A 17,356-nucleotide genomic window follows, 5' to 3' on the forward strand; every position below is an offset into this window, starting at 1 on the left:
GGTTCCGGCACTTCCGTCCCGTGAGTTTCGTGGCTATCTATGAGATGCGCCGTACATCAGTGCGGCGCATCAATCATTTCAGCACCGTGAGAACCCGCCCATGATGCGTCAGTATGAGCTTGTCGAGCGCGTTGCGCGCTACAAGCCTGACGTCAACGAGGCGTTGCTCAACAAGGCCTATGTCTACGCCATGCAGAAGCATGGCCACCAGAAGCGCGCTTCCGGCGATCCCTATTTCTCGCATCCGCTCGAAGTCGCCGCCATCCTCACCGAAATGCACATGGACGAGGCGACGATCGCCGTCGCCTTGCTGCATGACACGATCGAGGACACCACCGCGACGCGGGCCGAGATCGACGATCTGTTCGGCCCCGAAATGGGCAAGCTGGTCGAAGGCCTGACCAAGCTGAAGAAGCTCGATCTCGTCTCCAAGAAGGCCGAGCAGGCGGAAAACCTGCGCAAGCTGTTGCTGGCCATCTCGGAGGATGTCCGCGTTCTGCTGGTCAAGCTCGCCGACCGTTTGCACAACATGCGCACCCTCGACCACATGCCCGAGGCCAAGCGCCTGCGCATCGCCGAGGAGACGATGGACATCTACGCGCCGCTGGCCGGGCGCATGGGCATGCAAGGCATGCGCGAGGAACTGGAAGAGATCGCCTTCCGCTTCATCAATCCGGAAGCCTACCGCGCCGTCACCGCGCGGCTTGCCGAGATATTCGAGCGCAACAAGGGTGTGCTGACCGACATCGAAAAGGCGCTGTCGGCGCTGTTCGAGAAGCATGCCATCAATGCCGGGGTGAAGAGCCGGCAGAAGAAGCCGTGGTCGGTGTTCCGCAAGATGGAGGCCAAGGCGCTGTCCTTCGAGCAGCTCTCGGACATTTTCGGCTTCCGCGTCGTCGTCGACAGCGTCGAAGACTGTTACCGCGCGCTCGGCGCCATCCACACCACATGGTCGATGGTGCCTGGCCGCTTCAAGGATTACATTTCTACGCCCAAGCAGAACGACTACCGTTCGATCCACACCACCATTGTCGGCCCGTCGCGCCAGCGCGTCGAACTGCAGATCCGCACCCGCGAGATGAACAAGATCGCCGAATATGGCGTCGCCGCCCATTCGATCTACAAGGACACCGGCGGCAAGACGAACGGCGCCGCCCATGCGATCTCGAAGGAGACCAACGCCTATGCCTGGCTGCGGCGCACCATCGAGCAACTGGCAGAAGGCGACAACCCGGAAGACTTCCTCGAAAATACCAAGCTGGAGCTGTTCCAGGACCAGGTATTCTGCTTCACGCCGAAAGGCATGCTGATTGCGCTGCCGCGCGGCGCCACGCCCATCGACTTCGCCTATGCCGTGCACACCGATGTCGGCGACACCTGCGTCGGTGCCAAGGTCAACGGCCGCATCATGCCGCTAATGACGGAACTGAAGAACGGCGACGAGGTCGAGATCATCCGCTCCAAGGCGCAAGTGCCGCCGGCGGCGTGGGAGTCGGTGGTGGTCACCGGCAAGGCGCGCTCAGCCATCCGCCGCGCCACCAAGAACGCCATTCGCAAGCAATATTCAGGTCTTGGTGCCCGCATTCTCGAGCGCGCCTTCGAACGCGCCGGCAAGACCTTCACCAAGGAAAGCCTGAAGCCGGTGCTGCACCGGCTGGCGCGCAAGGACATCGAGGATGTGCTGGCCTCGGTCGGGCGCGGCGAACTTGCCTCGACCGACGTCATGAAGGCCGTCTTCCCAGACTACAAGGACGAGCGCGTCACCGTCAGCGCCCCCAAGCAGCGCGAGGAGGGCTGGTCGAAGATCCGCAACGCCGCCGGCATGCTGTTCCAGATGCCCGGCACCCGAGCCGCGCGCAAGGACAAGGACCAGCCGCGCGATGGCGCGGTGCCGATCCGCGGCGTGCGCGGCGACCTGCCGGTGCGTTTCGCGCCGGAAGGGGCCGTGCCAGGCGACCGCATCGTCGGCATTGTCCAGCCGGGCACCGGCATCACCATCTATCCCATCCAGTCGCCGGCGCTGCAGGCCTTCGACGACCAGCCGGAGCGCTGGATCGACGTGCGCTGGGACATTGACGAGCAGACCAAGGAGCGCTTTCCGGCGCGCGTCTCGGTCACCGCCATCAACGCGCCGGGCTCGCTCGCCGACATCGCCCAGGTCGTTGCCTCCAACGACGCCAACATTCATACGCTGTCGATGGTGCGCACCGCGCCCGACTTCACCGAAATGCTGATCGATCTCGAAGTCTGGGATCTGAAGCACCTCAACCGGCTGCTGTCGCAGCTCAAGGATAATTCGAGCGTCAGCGATGCGCGGCGTGTGAATGGGTGAATAGTGAATAGTGAATAGTGAAAGAAGGCGTTCTCACTACCATTCACCATTCACCATTCACCATGGACATGGGGCGAGTTATGAATACCGACGAAGTTCTGGGCATTTTCCGCGAGGCAGGCGCTGTTCTGGAGGGACATTTCATCCTGACGTCGGGTCTGCGCAGCCCGGTCTTCCTGCAGAAGGCGCGCGTCTTCATGCATGCCGACAAGACCGAGCGGCTTTGCAAGGCGCTGGCCGAAAAGATCCGCAAGGCGGTGCCGGGCAAGGTCGACTACGTCGTCGGCCCGGCGATCGGCGGCCTGATCCCGGCCTATGAGACGTCGCGCCATCTCGGTGTGCCAGCAATCTGGGTGGAGCGCGAAGGCGGCGAGTTCAGGCTGCGCCGCTTTGAGATCGCGCCGGGATCGCGCGTCGTCATCGTCGAGGACATCGTCACCACTGGTCTTTCGATCCGCGAAACCATCGACTGCCTGCGCGCGATTGGCGCCGAGGTCGTGGCGGCGGCCTGCATCATCGACCGCTCGGCCGGCAAGACCAATGTCGGCGTGCCGCTGATCGCGCTTGCCGAATATGAGGTGCCGGCCTATCCCGCCGACCGCCTGCCGCCGGAACTTGCCGCCATCCCGGCGATCAAGCCGGGTAGCCGCAACATTTAGGGGACATCACCATGATCGCCGGCATCGATCATTTCGTGCTGACGGTCCGCTCGGTGGAGGACAGCTGCGCCTTCTACCAGCGGGTGCTTGGCCTCAAGCGCCTCGACGAGCCGAACCGGCCGACGGCGTTGCTGTTCGGATCGCAGAAGATCAATCTGCATCAGGCAACGCACACTTTTGAACCGAAAGCCAAGACGCCGATGCCTGGGTCCGGCGATTTCTGCCTGATCGCCGCAAGGCCGCTTGCCGAGATTTGCGCCAGTCTGGAAGCCAACGGCGTTGCCATCGAAGTCGGCCCGGTCGAGCGCACCGGCGCCCGCGGTAAGATGATGTCGGTCTATTTCCGCGATCCGGACAGCAATTTGGTCGAAGTCAGCGAATATCGGGAATAGTCTATCCGCCTCGGCGTCGTCTTCGCGCGGACATTGCCGTCGTCAGGGAGCTTTCATCGATATTGTCCTCAGTTTCGCCCCAATGGCGCTCTTGTTACCCGCCTGCGGCAGACCATCGTTACCCGCCTGCGGCAGACCATCGCGGCGGCGTTTCATTGTTCCGCCGCAAGGCAGTCGCTATATCAAAGTCGTTGTTGCCTTTCTGCGCCCTCGAAGCGCAAGATGGAGCGACCGCGCCCGGCCAGGGATGGTTGCAATTTGGGCGTGATGAACCGGGAACTGGAACAGAGTGCTTTTTCGACGCCGAAAGCCTGATGGCATTCTGGAGCGGGTGCGTACCTATCTGTGGCCGCGCCGCTCGTTTTCGCGCTCGTTGCAATATTTCTCCAAGCGCATCCTGCGGCTGAAGGCGACACCGCATGCGGTCGCGGCCGGCGTCGCGGCCGGCGTTTTCGCCTCCTTCTTTCCGCTCGGCTTCCATTTCGCCGTCGCCGCCGTGCTCTGCTGGGTGGTCGCCGGCAATCTGGTGGCCGCCGCCCTCGGCGCGGTATTCTTCGGCAATCCGCTGACTTTCCCGCTGCTGTGGGGAGCGTCCTGGGAAGTCGGCAAGCTGATCCTGCATGAGCGCCTGCCCAAGAACGGACCGCCTGCGCATCTTGGTGAGATGATGCACACGCTGTCGTTTGCAAAGCTGTGGCACCCGGTGCTCGAGCCGATGCTGATCGGCGCTGTGCCGCTCGGCCTGATCTTCGGGCTGATCTTCTACGGCATTACCCGCTGGGGGATGACAGCCTTTCGCGAGCAGCGCAGGAAGCGCATGGCAGAGCGGGCGCATAAGGCCGGGCACCGCGGACGGGAAGTTCCGGCGGAATGATCATCGGCATCGGCAGCGACCTGATCGACATCAGACGCATCGAAAAGTCGCTGGAACGGCATGGTCAGCGCTTCATCCAGCGCATCTACACCGAGGTCGAACAGGTCCGCTCCGAAGGCCGCAAGGGCCGCGCCGCCTCCTATGCCAAGCGCTTCGCCGCCAAGGAGGCCTGCGCCAAGGCGCTTGGCACCGGCCTGGCGCAGGGCGTGTTCTGGCGCGACATGGGGGTCGCCAACCTGCCCAGCGGCGCGCCGACCATGGCGCTGACCGGGGGAGCGGCGGCACGGCTGGCCAAAATCCTGCCACAGGGGCACAGAGCGGCGATCCACCTCACAATCACCGATGATTTCCCGCTTGCTCAAGCCTTTGTGATCATCGAGGCGTTGCCCGCCGAACAAGCGCCACATTGATTGCATCAGACGACCGCTATCTAACGCCGACTTGACGTTGCCCAGCGCGCGCCGAGACTCTATACCATCCAACGCACAATCGAGGACGACATGAGCGTGGCTGAAAAATCCGAGAAGAAATCCGGCGGGCTTGGCGAAATCGTCAGCGTCATCATCCAGGCTTTGCTGCTGGCCATGGTCATCCGCACCTTGCTGTTCCAGCCCTTCTCGATCCCGTCCGGCTCTATGCGGCCGACCTTGCTCGAAGGCGACTATCTGTTCGTCACCAAATGGTCCTATGGCTTCTCGCGTTATTCGCTGCCATTCGGCCCCGACATCTTTTCCGGCCGCATCTGGGGTTCCGATCCGAAGCGCGGCGACGTGGTGGTCTTCAAGTTCCCGCCGGATCCGTCGCTCGACTACATCAAGCGCGTCGTCGGCCTGCCGGGGGACAAGATCCAGATGAAGGACGGCCAATTGTTCATCAACGGCCAGGGCGTGCCTCGTGTGAAAACCGGCCAGATCCAAAATCCTGATATCACGGAAGTGCCTGAGCCGGTCGACGTCTATCGCGAGACCCTGCCCAACGGCGTCAGCTACGACACGCTCGACCTGACACCGAATTCGATCACCGACAACACCCGCGAGTTCGTCGTGCCCCCCGGCAACTATTTCATGATGGGCGACAACCGCGACAATTCCTCCGACAGCCGCCTCAGCGTCGGCTACGTGCCGGCGGAGAACCTTGTCGGCCGCGCCAACATCGTCTTCTTCTCGATCGCCGGGAAGGCGAGCCCCCTCGAGATCTGGAAATGGCCGTCGCTCGTGCGCCTGTCGCGCCTGTTCCATTTCGTGAATTGATGGCTTTGAAGCGCCCGACGGGTGAAACTCTGGCCGATTTGGTGACAGCCAAAACCGGCCATTCCTTCCGGGACGTCCGTTTGCTCGAGACCGCGCTGACCCATTCCAGTGCGGTCAAGGCGAGCAGCAACAACCAGCGCCTCGAATTCCTTGGCGACCGCGTGCTCGGCCTGATCGTTGCCGACCTGCTTTTCGAAAAGTTTCCTGAGGCGCCGGAAGGTGAAATCGCCCCGCGCTTCAATGCCCTGGTCGATGCGCGGACATGCTCCGAGATCGGCATTGAAATGCAGCTCGAAGATCTGGTTCGGGCCGACGCTGCCTTGAAGGCGCGCTCGCGCGGCTCGGGCGGAAACTATCTGGCGGATGCGGTCGAGGCGCTGATCGCGGCGGTCTATATCGACGGCGGCCTTGATGCCGCAAGGCAATTCGTCCTGCGCTACTGGGAGCCGCGCTCGCAAAAGGTGGTGGCCAAGCCGCCCAATCCGAAATCCGACCTGCAGGAATGGATCGCCAAGACCAGCGATGTCAGGCCCGAATACGCGATCGAGAAACGCGAGGGACCTGAACATCAACCGGTTTTCACGGTGTCCGTGAAGGTCGGCGGTTTTGCGCCGGCAAGCGGCACGGGCGGCTCTCGTCGCGCAGCCGAAGAAGCGGCGGCATCGGCGTTTCTTATGCGCGAGGGCATCTGGGCCAACCAAGGGAGTGCGGCATGACCGGCAGCGAAGATCTCCCTCCGGCCGCGGAGGCCACGCATTCCGGTTTCGTTGCCCTGATCGGGGCGCCCAATGCCGGCAAGTCGACGCTGGTCAACCAATTGGTCGGCGCCAAGGTGTCGATCGTCACTCACAAGGTGCAGACCACCCGCGCCATCGTGCGCGGCATCGCCACGCATGACAACGCGCAGATCGTCTTTGTCGACACGCCCGGCATCTTCAAGCCGAAGCGCCGGCTCGACACCGCGATGGTGACCACCGCCTGGGGTGGCGCCAAGGACGCCGATATCGTGCTGCTGCTGATCGATGCCGAGCGCGGCATCAGGGGTGACGCCGACGCCATCCTCGAGCGGCTGAAGGACGTCCGCCAGCCGATGGTGCTGATCCTCAACAAGGTCGACCGGGTCAAGCACGAGGCGCTGCTGGCCCTGGCTGCGGCAGCAAACGAAAAGGTGCCGTTCAAGCGCACCTTCATGGTCTCGGCGCTGACCGGCTCCGGCTGCAAGGATTTGCTCGACTATCTCGCGCAAGCGCTGCCGGTCGGCCCCTGGTACTATCCGGAAGACCAGATCTCGGACCTGCCGATGCGCCAACTGGCCGCCGAGATCACCCGCGAGAAGCTGTATCTGCGGCTGCATCAGGAGTTGCCCTATTCCTCGCATATCGAGACCGAGAAATGGGAAGAGAAACCGGACGGCTCGGTGCGCATCGACCAGACCATCTATGTCGAGCGCGACAGCCAGAAGAAGATCGTGCTCGGCCACAAGGGCGAGACCATCCGCGCCATCGGCCAGTCGGCGCGCATGGAAATAGCCGGCATTCTCGAGCAGAAAGTGCACCTGTTCTTGTTCGTCAAAGTGCGTGAAAACTGGGGCGACGACCCCGAGCGCTACCGCGAGATGGGGCTTGAGTTTCCCCATTGAGCTTCATCGTCTAGAAATGCCGCCCGGCAGTTTGAGACGATGACATGCCTGATCCAAAACCGACCATCGATACCGATCTCGTGCGCCGGCTGGTCAACGCGCAGTTTCCGCAATGGCGGCATCTGCCGGTGAGCCCGGTGACGTTTGGCGGCTGGGACAACCGAACCTTCCACCTCGGCAATGATATGACTGTGCGGCTGCCGAGTGCCGCACCATATGCCTTGCAGGTCGAAAAAGAGCACCGCTGGCTGCCCAGGCTGGCGCCGCTTCTGCCGCTGCCGATCCCGGTTCCACTGGCGATGGGCGAGCCTGGGGAGGACTACCCCTGGCAATGGTCCGTCTACCGCTGGATCGACGGCGAAACAGCCAAGACCGCCGAAATCGCCGATCGCCCACAGTTCGCGGTCGATCTGGCCAAGTTCCTCATTGCGCTCCGGCGGATCGATCCGGCGGGCGGGCCGCCCGCGGGCCAGCACAATTTCTTCCGCGGCGGATCGCCGAGCGTGTATGACAACCAGACAAGGGAAGCACTCCAGGCGCTGGAGGGGCAGATCGACACCCAGGCGGCCACCGCTGTCTGGGATGCGGCCCTTGCCGCCACCTGGCAAGGGTCGCCCGTCTGGTTTCACGGCGACGTCGCCTGGGGCAACCTTCTGGTCCAAAACGGCCGTTTGAGCGCCGTCATCGACTTCGGCACCTCCGGGATCGGCGATCCCTCTTGCGACCTGGCGATCGCCTGGACGTTCTTCCAGGGCGAGAGCCGGGAGGCGTTCCGTGCCGCCATCGACGTCGATGAAGCGACCTGGGCGCGCGGCCGCGGCTGGACGCTGTGGAAGGCGCTGATCACCGTTGCCGGACACGACGCCAACCAGGCCGAAGCCGAGCGATCGCGCCGCGTCATCGACGACGTCCTGGCCGATCACCGGAAATTCGCGTGATCGGAGCCTTTCGACGATGTGCGGAGATCCAATGTCAGCACAGATCGCACGCGGTGCGCCAAAATCTTGATTTCGCCATGCAACCGGTGACAAGCTCCTGCCATGGAATGGCGCGACGAGGGAATCATACTCGGCACCCGCAAGCATGGCGAAACCAGCGCCATTCTCGAGGTAATGACGCGTGCGCATGGCCGCCATCTCGGCCTGGTGCGCGGCGGGCGCTCGCGCAAGCAGCAGCCGGTGCTGCAGCCCGGCAACCGCGTCGACCTTTTGTGGCGGGCACGCCTCGACGAGCATCTCGGCACCTTCCAGGCCGAGGCGATCGAGATGAATGCCGCCCGGTTGATGGACAGCGCAGTCGCCGTCTACGGCCTGCAGACCATGGCCGCGCATCTCAGGCTCCTGCCGGAGCGCGACGCCCATGGCGGCCTGTATGAGACGCTTGCCGTGATGATCGCCCATCTGGACGATTCGGATGCCGCCGGGGAACTGGTGGCGCGCTTCGAACTGCTCATCCTCGACGAACTCGGCTTCGGCCTCGATCTCAGCCAGTGCGCGGCGACCGGCGCCAGGCAGGATCTGGCCTATGTCTCGCCGAAATCCGGCCGTGCGGTGTCGCGAGCCGCCGGTGCGCCGTGGCGCGACAAGATGCTGGCGCTGCCGGCCTTCCTGCAGCGCGGCTCCGGCTTGCGGGCGGACCACGCGGCACTCGAGGACGCCTTCCATCTGACCGGTTTCTTTTTCACCCGCCATGTCTACGAGCCGCGCGGCATTGAACAGCCCGATGCCCGTGCCGGCTTCCTCGCCGCCTTGCGCAAGCATCATTCGGGCGGCAATGCCGCCACTACGGCAGACGCTGCGCCAGAAAGGGGAGGGAGACTCGGTGGGTGCTGACCTCCGCAACCGTCCAGGTTCACAGCAAAAGCTGCATGCGGCAGCATTCCCTCCCCCTTGTGGGCATAGGCGCTAAGATAGCTTTGGCATGGACTGAAACTTGCGCTTTCGTGGTGGTTCGCGCCAGCGATATCGCAAGGCATGGAGTTTTTGGCGCAGGGCCGCCAAGGAAGGTTGAGGAAAGATGGTCGCGATCAGAGAGGCGACGATCTGGCGGGTTGCGCGCCACAGCAGCGGGCGCCCGTCGCTCAAGGGGGAGAGACACCCAACTCCTGCGAGAGGGGTTCGGTCACAAGCGCGATGAGGAAGTGTGCAAGAATCCAAGGCCTTGCGATCCTTGGGTCCTTGGCGGGAGGAGAGCGCAGCCCGATCAGGCTCTTCAGGCGCTTGAAGGCGAGTTCGATGCGCCTGCGCATGCGGTAGAGCTTGAGGACCGTATCGGCGGGAAACTCCTCCCGGTCAAGCGAGGTCACAAGCAGGACGAAGCCGGCCGCAATCAGCGTCTGCGGTTGAACCTTGTTGCCCTTGGCCCTGGCTTCCTTGTTGATTTTGCGCCGCGCTTCTTGTGCCGCGGCCTCGGATTTGCGCAAGGCGATCAGGCGCATCTTCACAGGCTCGCCCTTCTTGAGTGCCAGCCGGGCAGGCGTTTCGCAGACTTCCTCCCGGCAGCTCTCCAGGTAGCCGATGAGATCGAACGCCCTGCCGTTGGCGTCGAGCCATCGCGCGTTTTTCCACGACGCGCGCACAACAACATCGCCGCCTTGCGCCATCACCTTGGCGATCCGCTCGGCCTGCAGATAGGCGCGGTCACCGATGCGGATCTCGCCCGCCACCACCGGCACGCGGTCGATCAGCTCGGCCTCGCTCTGGTCGGTGATCTCGATGAAGTCGAACTGCTCGCGCTCAAGCTCGAAGGCGCAGTGCATGCGCCAAAGACCATTGTTCTTCTTCTCATACGCACCGGCCTTGGCAACCGCTGTCGCATCGAGGATGCGAACCAGCCGGCCTTTGGCCAAACCTGCATCCTCGCGCTTCAAAAGGTGCCCAATCAACTGCTGCAGCCATGGTCCTGCATTGCGCAGCCGGCCAAGCAACGCCACGTCCGAAATGTCGGCAATCCCGCTCGCCGCCGCCCAGGCCACGACGCCCCGCATGCCAACCTTGCCAAGGCAGTAAGCCAGTGTCAGGCGCAACAGGTCGCTCGCCGACCTGACGCCGCGCGGGCGCAGGAACGCCTTCGTCTCGCGGGCACTTCCTGCGATCAACTCTTCGCCGCCCAGAAGCTCAATCGTCTCGGCCCAGCCGTCATCAACAAGCGATTCGTGTGTCATCGCAGCGTAGAATCACACCCGATTCCGCAAGGCAATACCTATCTTAGCGCCTATGCCCTTGTGGGAGGGTTAGGGTGGGGGTACTCGTAGGGCAAGAGCCTCAGCCGGCCTTGCGATGCTCCATGAAATCATCGAGGATGGCGCGCTGACCGCCGAGGATCTTGAGGCTGGCCTCCGCGAAGGAAAACCAGCCGGCCCTGTCGATTTCGGGAAATTCCCTCGTCACGCCTGACCTGGGCGGCCATTCCATCGTGAACATGTTGCTTTTAACGGCATCGGGATCGAAATCGGCTTCGACACTCCAGGCGATGACGATCTTGCCGCCGGCTTGCCGATAGCTGCCGACAGGCTCGAAATCACCCTCGATACTGACTCCGAGTTCTTCCCCAGCCTCGCGCCGGGCGGCGGCCAACTCATCTTCATTGTCCTCGACGAGGCCCTTGGGGATCGACCAAGCGCCTTCATCCTTCCTTGCCCAGAATGGGCCGCCGGGATGGACGAGCAGAAATTCGAGAATGCCGGCCCTTGTCCGGTGGATCAGCAGCCCTGCACTTCGTTTCGGCATTCGATTTCCCCACAGTTCATCCGAGGATAGCATGGCTCCTGGGCAAGTGGCGGCGGCATGCCATTCCTGGCTATCTCAGATGATGGGTGAGGATAAAGACCGTAGGCCGCTGGAATTTGCCGACGAAACATGCTCGATAACTTCTTTTCGGCCACCATTGCGGTGGCGTGACTTGAATAGCCGTCTGGGGTGGCCGTGTGGCCGCCGCAATTGTCAGTGAAAACTGGCCTGGTTTGGGGGAACCGCCATGTTTGAAAGCCTGATTGGCGCCGTCGTCGTTATCGTGCTTTTTGTCCTCGTCTTGCGCCAGCAGGGCCGCGTCAGTCTGATCGAGCGCGAGCTCGGAGCGCTGCGCAGCCTGGTTCTGTCCGGCGTGCATGCGACACCGCCCGTTGCCAAACCGGTCGAGCAGGTTGCAAGCGCACCGGCGGATGCCGCTCAGGCCACCGCACCAGTTGCCGACATAGCTTCGCCAACAACAGCCGACGCGGCACATGCCCAGGCACCGGCCGCCGAAGCCGATGCGGCCACCAGCGAGGCCGTGCCAGAACTGTCAGCCGCGGCCAAGGCGGCATTCACCGGATCCGCGCCTGCCGCCACGGCGAAGGCAGCCCGCCAGTCCGAGGTCGAAACCGCGCTCGGCACACGATGGGCGGTCTGGGTCGGCGGCGTCGCGCTGGCCCTGGGCGGCCTGTTCCTGATCCGCTACACCATCGAGGCCGGCATTTTCGGCCCCGAAGTGCGGCTGTCCCTGGCGGCGCTGCTCGGCCTGGTGCTGATCGGCGGCGGCGAGTTCATCCGCCGCACCGGCTTCAAGGTGCCGGTGCAAGGGGCTGCAGGCGCCTATATTCCGGCGATCCTGACGGCTGCCGGCGCCTTCATTCTGTTCGGTACGGTCTATGCCGCGCACGCCATTTACGGTTTCGTCGGCCCGGCCTTCGCTTTCGCCGTGCTCGGCGCCATCGGCGTAGCGACCATTGTCGCCGCTCTCGTCCACGGTCAGGCCCTGGCCGGCATCGGCCTTGTCGGCTCGATGGCGACGCCGGCGCTTGTGTCCTCGCAGGCGCCCAACCCATGGGCGCTGTTCGTCTACCTGGCGATCGTGCTTGCCGCCACAGCCGTGATCGCCCGCATTCGCGACTGGAAATTCCTGATTGCGGCCGCCTTCTTCGGCACCGGCGCCTGGACCATCGCCTACATGATGAGTACGCTCGTCGCCGACCTTGCCGTCATCCGGTTCGCCGACCTTGCCGTCATCCTGTTCATCGACGCGGTGACGCTGGCGGTGCTTGCCTTTGTTTGCCTGGGCAGTCGTGGCGGCGAAGCGGAACCTGCAAAGGCGGGCTTCGACTGGCCCTCGATCATGCCTGGCGTTTTCGTTGCGTTTTCAGCGCTAGGCCTGTCCGTCGACACGACGCTGGTCGCCGCCGGTGGCGCCTTGCCGGGCGCCTTCGTCCTCGTCGCCCTTGTCGCTACCGCACTCTACCGGCCGCGCGCGCTGCCGCTGCTGCATGCCGCCGGCGTGGTGAGCGTGATGATCCATCTCGGCATCATTCCGCCCACCACCATCGGCTCCGACATAACCCAGGGGAATTTCGGCTTTGACGGCATGCCGGTGGCGGCCGGAAATCCGTTGACGCTGCGCATCGGCATTGCCCTCGGCCTGGTTTTCATCGGCGCCGGCTTCTGGGCCGCACGCCGCTTCGCCGCCTCAGCACGGGTCCGCGCGGCATGCTGGGCGGCATGGGGCGTCGCTTCGCCGCTGCTTATTCTGCTGACGCTGTGGTTCGCCTACGGCAATCTCGACCGCGACCTTGTCTACGCAGCGATAGCTGCCCTTCTGGTCGTCGTCTTCGCCGCCGGCGGCGAATGGATTGCGCGCGCCGAACAGCCGCCGCTCAAGGGCAACGTCGCCGTCTCCTTCGCGCTTTGCGGCTCGGCTCTGGCCGGGCTCCTGATGCTGCACATGGCCTTCGGTTCCGGCTGGACGACCATTCTTGCCGGCGTTGCCGCCATCGTGCCGGCGCTGGCGACGCGGTGGCGCAGCTATCCGGTGCTTGGCTGGATTTCGGTCGGCGCGGTCGTTGCCGTGCTGGGCCGCGTCGCCTTCGATTCGACCATCGTCGGTGCCGAGTTCCTGACGACGACGCCGGTGTTCAACTGGCTGCTGCCGGGATACGGCGTACCGGCGCTGGCCTTCGGCTTTGCCGCCTGGCAACTCGCGCGTACCACCCCCGCACTACCAACAACTGGCAATGGCCGGCCGCGCCTTGCGATGGAGGCGGGTGCAGCCCTGTTTGCGCTGCTCACCGTCGCCATGCTGGTGCGCCACGCCATGCATGGCGGCGTCATCGACACCGGCCCGGTGACGCTCGCCGAACAGGCGATCTATACGCTGATCGCCATCGGTGCCGGCGCGATACTGGTGGCCATCGACATGCGCTCGCCAAGCTCTGTGCTGCGCTACGGCTCGATGGCCGCCGGCGTGCTCTCGGTCGCCTTCATCGTCCTCCGGCATTTCCTGGTGCTCAATCCGCTGTTCACCGACGAATTGACCGGCCAGATCCCGGTGTTCAACCTCTTGTTCCTGGCTTACCTGTTGCCGGCCATAGCCGCCGGCGGGCTGGCGCTCTATGCCAGGGACAAGCGGCCGCCATGGTATGCGCAGATGCTGGCGGTAGTGGCGGCATTGCTTGTCTTCGCCTACGCCACACTGTCGGTCAGGCGCGTGTTCAAGGGCGAGTTCATCGGCCTGTGGAGCGGCCTCGGGCAGCTTGAGACCTACACCTATTCGGCGCTCTGGCTGGTCATCGGCGTCGTGCTGCTGACCGCCGGCGTCTGGCTGAAGTCGCAGGTGCTGCGCATTGCCTCGGCGGCGCTGATCGCGATTGCCGTGGTAAAAGTCTTCCTGTTCGACATGTCGGAACTGGAAGGCGTGCTCAGGGCGCTGTCCTTCATCGGTCTTGGCGCCGTGCTGATCGGCATCGGCCTGTTCTACCAGCGGCTGCTGACGCGGGCGGCGAGGGAGGCCAACGCTGCAACTTGAAGTGATATACGGGATGGAATATATGAATATCCAACGGAGGATATTCGATGCCGCTCTATATCCGCGACGACGAAGTGGATGCGCTGGCCAGCAGATTGCAACGCGAGACGAACGCTCCGAGCAAAACGGAGGCGGTGCGGGTCGCGCTCGTGCACGAACTTGAGCGCAATCGGGCGAAGGTGCCGCTGCGCGATCGGATCGCCAGTCTTCAGGACAGGGCCAGGAAGCTTGGCCTGCCCAATCCCGATTTCGATATGAAGAAGTTCACCGACGAGATGTGGGAAGACTGATGTTTGTCGACGCGTCGGTGATCGTCGCCATTCTCAACCAGGAACCTGGGTGGGAGGAATTGCTGAAGCAGCTATCCGGTTTTTCCGGGCAGGTCTGGGTTTCTCCGTTGGTTCACTTCGAAGCAACACAGGCATTGGCAAGGGCTGGCGCCGACCCGCGCAGACCCAGCGCTGAAGCCCTTCTCCATGCCCGCGATCTGATCGATGAGTTCATTGTGGAGATCATGGGAGAGAGTCTGGCCATTGACGACAACATCAGCTCTCGGGCCATTGACGCGAGTGCCCGTTACGGCAAAGCCGTTGGCCACAAGGCGGATCTGAATCTCGGGGACTGTTTTGCTTACGCCTGCGCGAAAAGCCGCGATCTTCCACTGCTGTACAAAGGCCATGATTTCGCACTGACCGATTTAGGATAATTCGGCCCTTTTGTTGATTGCGGGGAATAATTTAGCCGATCAACTCGTTATCTCACTGCTTGGGTGACCGGGGCGGCAGACCGCTTCGCGCTGGCCGCTTGCGCCGCGCCGGGAAGGCGCGTTCAATCGGGTTAAACAAGGGCGACCTCAGAACCAGCGGTCATGGACGAAAAGAAGGCAGCAATCCTTGGCGAAATACCGCGCCTGCGCCGCTACGCACGCTCGCTTCTGCGCGACCGCGAATCCGCTGACGATCTCGTCCAGGATTGCCTCGAACGAGCGCTCTTGCGGCTTGAAAGCTGGCAGACGGGAGAAAGCCCCCGGAGGTGGCTATTTACGATCATGCATCATTTGTTCATCGATCAGATGCGCAAGGTGAACCGGCGCGGTGAGGCGGCGATCCTACCGCTTGACGCAAACGAGGCGCAGGCAGTCCCCGCCGAGCAGGCGGAGAACGCCGCCTCGCGCGAGATCATCGACGCATTGCAGGCGATCAGCCCCGACCGTCGCGCCGCTCTCGTCATGGTCGCCATCGAAGGATTCTCCTATGCCGAAGCCGCCAACATTCTCGGCGTGCCCGCCGGCACGCTGATGTCGCGCATAGCGCGCGGACGCGAGGAGTTGCGCAGCCTGCTCGATGACACGGCGCGCCGCCGCTCGATAAGGATCGTCGAGAAATGACCCGCCGCGATTTTTCCGAACGCGATATCCACATGGCTCTCGACGGCGAGCTGCCGGGCGACGAGCGCGCCGCCTACGACGCCTGGATCGACGCCAATCCCGAAATGAAGGCGAAAAGCGCCCGCTACACCGCCGACCGCGCCGCGTTGCGCGCCGCCTTTGCCGGTGTGCTCGACGAGCCCGTGCCGGTGCTGTTCAAGCAGATCGTTAGCGGTGAAGGCGCGACCAAAGCGGCGGCGCGGCAGTCGCGCTGGTGGCTTGCGGCCGCGGCGGCCGCAGTGCTCGTCATCGGCGGTCTTGGCGGCTATTTTGCCGGCATCGACGGCATCGGCAGGGAAGATGGCGCCGATGACCAACTGGCCGAAGAGGCGATCGCCGCCCATGTCATCTATGCCGCCGAACAGCGCCATGCGGTGGAAGTGCCGGCAAGCGACAAGGATCACCTGCAGACCTGGCTGTCCAACCGCGTCGGCCTGAAACTGGTGGCGCCGGATCTGGTGGCGGAAGGCTTCCAGCTGGTTGGCGGCCGGCTGCTGCCCGCCGGCCAGGGCAAGGCAGCGATGCTGCTTTACGAGGACGCCAAGGGTCAGCGCATCTCCTTGTTCGTTACCGCTGATTCCTCAGCCAAGTCCAAGGGCACCTACATGGCCGAGGCCGACGGCCCCGAGGCGGTCTACTGGCTGGACAAGGGCTATGCCTGCGCCGTCGTCGGCTCGCTGCCGCGCGAGCAACTGGCTGCGGTCGCCAAGCGCGCCTACGGTCAGCTTCTGGCGGGTATCGCCAGCTAAGCGCATTCCGTTTCGGGAATGCGCCTGGGTAGAAAGTGTCACAATTCGGCCCTATTCGAAGTGCGATAGCGCTTGATGGATATCAGCGTTTCGGCTGATGTTTGCGACGTTTTTGACCGCGGCCTTTTCCTCCACCCAATCGAGGTTTTCCAAACCCGCATGCCTGCCGAGATTCGCAAGGCCCGCGCGTCCGACGTCGATGACCTCGCCGCCATCGAGAAGGCGGTCTTTTCCAGTGACCGCATTTCCCGGCGCTCCTTCCGCCTGTTGATCGAACGCGAGACAGCCGAGATGCTGGTCGCCGAAAGCGATGGCCGTGTCGCCGGCTACGCCATCGTGCTGTTTCGCAAGGGCAGCGGCGTCGCCCGGCTCTATTCGCTTGCCACCAGCCCGTTTTTCAGCGGCCGCGGCATTGGCCGCATGCTGCTTGCAGCGGCCGAAGAAGCTGCCTTCGAGCACGACCGCATGATGTTGCGCCTCGAAGTGCGCGAGGACAATCTTCGCGCCATCGGCATCTATGAGCAGAGCGGCTACCGCAAGATCGGTCGCGAGCCTCACTATTACGAGGATGGCGCCACCGCGCTGCGCTACGAAAAGACCTTGCGCGGCGATATTCCGGTCGCCACCAAAGTCCCGTTCTACCAGCAGACCTGCGAGTTCACCTGCGGTCCATGCTGCCTGATGATGGCGATGGCCAATTTCGATTCCGGCTTCGTGCCCGATCCGGTCATGGAAATCCGCCTATGGCGCGAGGCAACGACCGTGTTCATGATGTCCGGCCCGGGCGGCTGCGAGCCCTTCGGCCTTGCGGTTTCCGGCTACGAAAGCGGGCTTGCGGCGGAAATCTTCGTGTCCTTCTATGGCGCGCTGTTCTTGCAATCGGTGCGCAGCGACGACAAGCGCCGGGTGATGGAACTTGCCCAGGTGGACTTTCGCCGCCGCGCGGAACTTTACGGCATCCCGGTGAATTACCGTCCATTCACCATCGACGATATACGCGGCGCCCTGGCTCAGGGAAAACTGGTGCTGGTGCTGATCAGCGGCTTCCTGATGTTCGGCAAGAAGGTGCCGCATTGGGTGCTGGCTATCGGCGACGATGGCGACCACATCCTGATCCACGATCCCTGGGTGGAGGACGAACGACAGGAGACCATCCTCGATGCCGCCAACATTCCCGTGCCGCACGGCATCTTCATGAACATGGCGCAATTTGGCCGCGACGGACTGCGTGCTGCCATCACTCTTGGGAAACGCTGATAAC

General features: G+C 63.5%; 18 protein-coding genes. 16 read left to right on the forward strand and 2 right to left on the reverse strand.

The window, feature by feature from the left end:
* Positions 1 to 100 precede the first annotated feature (100 nt).
* The 10 genes from AC3EML_RS13985 (at position 101) to recO (ending at position 8,978) form a co-directional block, all read left to right on the forward strand.
* Positions 101 to 2,332, forward strand: coding sequence for a RelA/SpoT family protein (locus AC3EML_RS13985; protein WP_023670236.1), 2,232 nt, complete (start codon positions 101 to 103; stop codon positions 2,330 to 2,332).
* Positions 2,333 to 2,412: 80 nt separating this feature from the next.
* A complete protein-coding gene (gene pyrE / locus AC3EML_RS13990; protein ID WP_023670237.1) occupies positions 2,413 to 2,991 on the forward strand; it encodes an orotate phosphoribosyltransferase in 579 nt (192 codons plus the stop codon).
* A gap of 11 nt (positions 2,992 to 3,002) precedes the next feature.
* Positions 3,003 to 3,383, forward strand: a complete 381-nt coding sequence (locus AC3EML_RS13995) for a VOC family protein (protein ID WP_023670238.1) — start codon at positions 3,003 to 3,005, stop codon at positions 3,381 to 3,383.
* Between the two features lie 289 nt (positions 3,384 to 3,672).
* Positions 3,673 to 4,257 carry a DUF2062 domain-containing protein gene (locus AC3EML_RS14000; RefSeq protein WP_023670239.1) on the forward strand — a complete coding sequence of 195 codons (585 nt, stop codon included), beginning with the start codon at positions 3,673 to 3,675 and terminating at the stop codon, positions 4,255 to 4,257.
* On the forward strand, positions 4,254 to 4,667 hold the full coding sequence (acpS, locus tag AC3EML_RS14005; RefSeq protein ID WP_023670240.1) for a holo-ACP synthase: 414 nt from the start codon (positions 4,254 to 4,256) through the stop codon (positions 4,665 to 4,667). Before AC3EML_RS14000 ends, acpS begins: the two co-directional genes overlap by 4 nt.
* 90 nt (positions 4,668 to 4,757) lie before the next feature.
* Entirely contained in the window at positions 4,758 to 5,507 is a 750-nt protein-coding gene (gene lepB, locus AC3EML_RS14010; RefSeq protein WP_023670241.1) for a signal peptidase I, read from the forward strand.
* Positions 5,507 to 6,223: a ribonuclease III gene (gene rnc, locus AC3EML_RS14015; RefSeq protein ID WP_023692856.1), complete on the forward strand. Its 717-nt coding sequence runs from the start codon at positions 5,507 to 5,509 to the stop codon at positions 6,221 to 6,223. The genes lepB and rnc overlap by 1 nt, the downstream gene beginning before the upstream one ends.
* The gene (gene era, locus AC3EML_RS14020) at positions 6,220 to 7,146 is read left to right on the forward strand and encodes a GTPase Era (protein ID WP_023670243.1); all 927 of its coding nucleotides are present in this window, start codon (positions 6,220 to 6,222) and stop codon (positions 7,144 to 7,146) included. The genes rnc and era overlap by 4 nt, the downstream gene beginning before the upstream one ends.
* A gap of 44 nt (positions 7,147 to 7,190) precedes the next feature.
* Positions 7,191 to 8,084 (forward strand): aminoglycoside phosphotransferase family protein, encoded by an 894-nt coding sequence (locus AC3EML_RS14025; RefSeq protein ID WP_352522266.1) that lies wholly within the window; start codon positions 7,191 to 7,193, stop codon positions 8,082 to 8,084.
* A gap of 102 nt (positions 8,085 to 8,186) precedes the next feature.
* A complete protein-coding gene (gene recO / locus AC3EML_RS14030) occupies positions 8,187 to 8,978 on the forward strand; it encodes a DNA repair protein RecO (protein ID WP_023692858.1) in 792 nt (263 codons plus the stop codon).
* Between the two features lie 248 nt (positions 8,979 to 9,226).
* Here recO and AC3EML_RS14035 read toward each other — a convergent pair whose 3' ends face one another.
* Together AC3EML_RS14035 and AC3EML_RS14040 are read right to left on the reverse strand one after the other, a co-directional pair.
* Positions 9,227 to 10,309 (reverse strand): transposase, encoded by a 1,083-nt coding sequence (locus AC3EML_RS14035; protein WP_488505238.1) that lies wholly within the window; start codon positions 10,307 to 10,309, stop codon positions 9,227 to 9,229.
* Positions 10,310 to 10,409: 100 nt separating this feature from the next.
* Complete coding sequence (locus AC3EML_RS14040) at positions 10,410 to 10,874, reverse strand: NUDIX hydrolase (RefSeq protein WP_023687287.1); 465 nt, start codon at positions 10,872 to 10,874, stop codon at positions 10,410 to 10,412.
* 247 nt (positions 10,875 to 11,121) lie between these two features.
* Here AC3EML_RS14040 and AC3EML_RS14045 point away from each other — a divergent pair, with 247 nt between their 5' ends.
* The 6 genes from AC3EML_RS14045 to AC3EML_RS14070 all read left to right on the forward strand — a co-directional run bounded on the left by AC3EML_RS14045 (position 11,122) and on the right by AC3EML_RS14070 (position 17,352).
* Positions 11,122 to 13,920 (forward strand): DUF2339 domain-containing protein, encoded by a 2,799-nt coding sequence (locus AC3EML_RS14045; protein ID WP_488505239.1) that lies wholly within the window; start codon positions 11,122 to 11,124, stop codon positions 13,918 to 13,920.
* A gap of 47 nt (positions 13,921 to 13,967) precedes the next feature.
* On the forward strand, positions 13,968 to 14,210 hold the full coding sequence (locus AC3EML_RS14050; protein WP_023670248.1) for a type II toxin-antitoxin system VapB family antitoxin: 243 nt from the start codon (positions 13,968 to 13,970) through the stop codon (positions 14,208 to 14,210).
* Complete coding sequence (locus AC3EML_RS14055) at positions 14,210 to 14,626, forward strand: type II toxin-antitoxin system VapC family toxin (protein ID WP_352522227.1); 417 nt, start codon at positions 14,210 to 14,212, stop codon at positions 14,624 to 14,626. The genes AC3EML_RS14050 and AC3EML_RS14055 overlap by 1 nt, the downstream gene beginning before the upstream one ends.
* 162 nt (positions 14,627 to 14,788) lie before the next feature.
* Complete coding sequence (locus tag AC3EML_RS14060) at positions 14,789 to 15,307, forward strand: RNA polymerase sigma factor (protein WP_023670250.1); 519 nt, start codon at positions 14,789 to 14,791, stop codon at positions 15,305 to 15,307.
* Positions 15,304 to 16,095, forward strand: a complete 792-nt coding sequence (locus tag AC3EML_RS14065; protein WP_023670251.1) for an anti-sigma factor family protein — start codon at positions 15,304 to 15,306, stop codon at positions 16,093 to 16,095. The genes AC3EML_RS14060 and AC3EML_RS14065 overlap by 4 nt, the downstream gene beginning before the upstream one ends.
* Before the next feature lie 159 nt (positions 16,096 to 16,254).
* Complete coding sequence (locus AC3EML_RS14070) at positions 16,255 to 17,352, forward strand: peptidase C39 family protein (protein ID WP_023692865.1); 1,098 nt, start codon at positions 16,255 to 16,257, stop codon at positions 17,350 to 17,352.
* The last annotated feature ends 4 nt before the right edge of the window (positions 17,353 to 17,356 follow it).

Source organism: Mesorhizobium sp. P170090, from assembly GCF_057786115.1.

Excerpts from the sequence above, each read along its gene's own strand:
- AC3EML_RS13985 (WP_023670236.1), top strand. The coding sequence starts at position 101 with ATGATGCGTCAGTATGAGCTTGTCGAGCGCGTTGCGCGCTACAAGCCT.
- pyrE (WP_023670237.1), top strand. The coding sequence starts at position 2,413 with ATGAATACCGACGAAGTTCTGGGCATTTTCCGCGAGGCAGGCGCTGTT.
- AC3EML_RS13995 (WP_023670238.1), top strand. The coding sequence starts at position 3,003 with ATGATCGCCGGCATCGATCATTTCGTGCTGACGGTCCGCTCGGTGGAG.
- acpS (WP_023670240.1), top strand. The coding sequence starts at position 4,254 with ATGATCATCGGCATCGGCAGCGACCTGATCGACATCAGACGCATCGAA.
- lepB (WP_023670241.1), top strand. The coding sequence starts at position 4,758 with ATGAGCGTGGCTGAAAAATCCGAGAAGAAATCCGGCGGGCTTGGCGAA.
- rnc (WP_023692856.1), top strand. The coding sequence starts at position 5,507 with ATGGCTTTGAAGCGCCCGACGGGTGAAACTCTGGCCGATTTGGTGACA.
- era (WP_023670243.1), top strand. The coding sequence starts at position 6,220 with ATGACCGGCAGCGAAGATCTCCCTCCGGCCGCGGAGGCCACGCATTCC.
- AC3EML_RS14025 (WP_352522266.1), top strand. The coding sequence starts at position 7,191 with ATGCCTGATCCAAAACCGACCATCGATACCGATCTCGTGCGCCGGCTG.
- recO (WP_023692858.1), top strand. The coding sequence starts at position 8,187 with ATGGAATGGCGCGACGAGGGAATCATACTCGGCACCCGCAAGCATGGC.
- AC3EML_RS14035 (WP_488505238.1), bottom strand. The coding sequence starts at position 10,309 with ATGACACACGAATCGCTTGTTGATGACGGCTGGGCCGAGACGATTGAG.
- AC3EML_RS14040 (WP_023687287.1), bottom strand. The coding sequence starts at position 10,874 with ATGCCGAAACGAAGTGCAGGGCTGCTGATCCACCGGACAAGGGCCGGC.
- AC3EML_RS14045 (WP_488505239.1), top strand. The coding sequence starts at position 11,122 with ATGTTTGAAAGCCTGATTGGCGCCGTCGTCGTTATCGTGCTTTTTGTC.
- AC3EML_RS14050 (WP_023670248.1), top strand. The coding sequence starts at position 13,968 with ATGCCGCTCTATATCCGCGACGACGAAGTGGATGCGCTGGCCAGCAGA.
- AC3EML_RS14055 (WP_352522227.1), top strand. The coding sequence starts at position 14,210 with ATGTTTGTCGACGCGTCGGTGATCGTCGCCATTCTCAACCAGGAACCT.
- AC3EML_RS14060 (WP_023670250.1), top strand. The coding sequence starts at position 14,789 with ATGGACGAAAAGAAGGCAGCAATCCTTGGCGAAATACCGCGCCTGCGC.
- AC3EML_RS14065 (WP_023670251.1), top strand. The coding sequence starts at position 15,304 with ATGACCCGCCGCGATTTTTCCGAACGCGATATCCACATGGCTCTCGAC.
- AC3EML_RS14070 (WP_023692865.1), top strand. The coding sequence starts at position 16,255 with ATGCCTGCCGAGATTCGCAAGGCCCGCGCGTCCGACGTCGATGACCTC.